This window comes from Vibrio sp. 1401 (assembly GCF_033340295.1).
This window is the reverse complement of record NZ_JAWOWF010000815.1, coordinates 1-523: the sequence shown is the minus strand read 5'-3', so window position 1 is coordinate 523 and position 523 is coordinate 1. Positions and strand designations below refer to the sequence as shown.

Genomic DNA, 523 nt, shown 5'->3' with positions numbered 1-523 from the left:
GAATATTGGCAGTAACAGGTAAGAAAACGCAGGAAACAACTTACTGATACCCGCACCAAAACCTATAATCGAAATGTAGTAAATCACATTCCAAATCCAATAGGTTTTGCGATCGATACGTCCGTGAAACGAAAACAGTAACTCTTTAGTCGACATCAATTTTTATCCAAAAATAGAAAGAATACAGAGTAGCCGAGTCGGGTTAATTTGGGAAGAAACAACAAGTCGTGAACAACGTCGGCCAAGCCTTATATTCAGTTCACCACTTTTTGAAAGCTGTCCACATCCATATCTCGAATGTTAACCGTTAAACTGTGTACATGACTTGCCTGTTCTTGAAGCACAGCCATTAAAGCTCGCGATAATTCTCGCTTTTGTTCAGGCGTTCGGCCAGACAACAAATCAAAATTGATATGGATAAAATCGAGGCTGTCACCCGCTTCACCAATTAGCCAGTTATGCCATCTTAACGTTCTGGATTTCACAGAGGCCAACTCAAAAAGGCCACTCTCTCACGCAGCTT

The 523-nt window shown here is 41.3% G+C and carries 2 pseudogenes; both read right to left on the bottom strand.

The features are described from left to right. A pseudogene (locus tag R7Z77_RS28330) lies at positions 1–156 on the bottom strand (DUF805 domain-containing protein); the annotation flags it as partial. A gap of 98 nt (positions 157–254) precedes the next feature. Further along, positions 255–512: pseudogene (locus tag R7Z77_RS28325) on the bottom strand (5-carboxymethyl-2-hydroxymuconate Delta-isomerase); the annotation flags it as partial. Positions 513–523 lie beyond the last annotated feature (11 nt).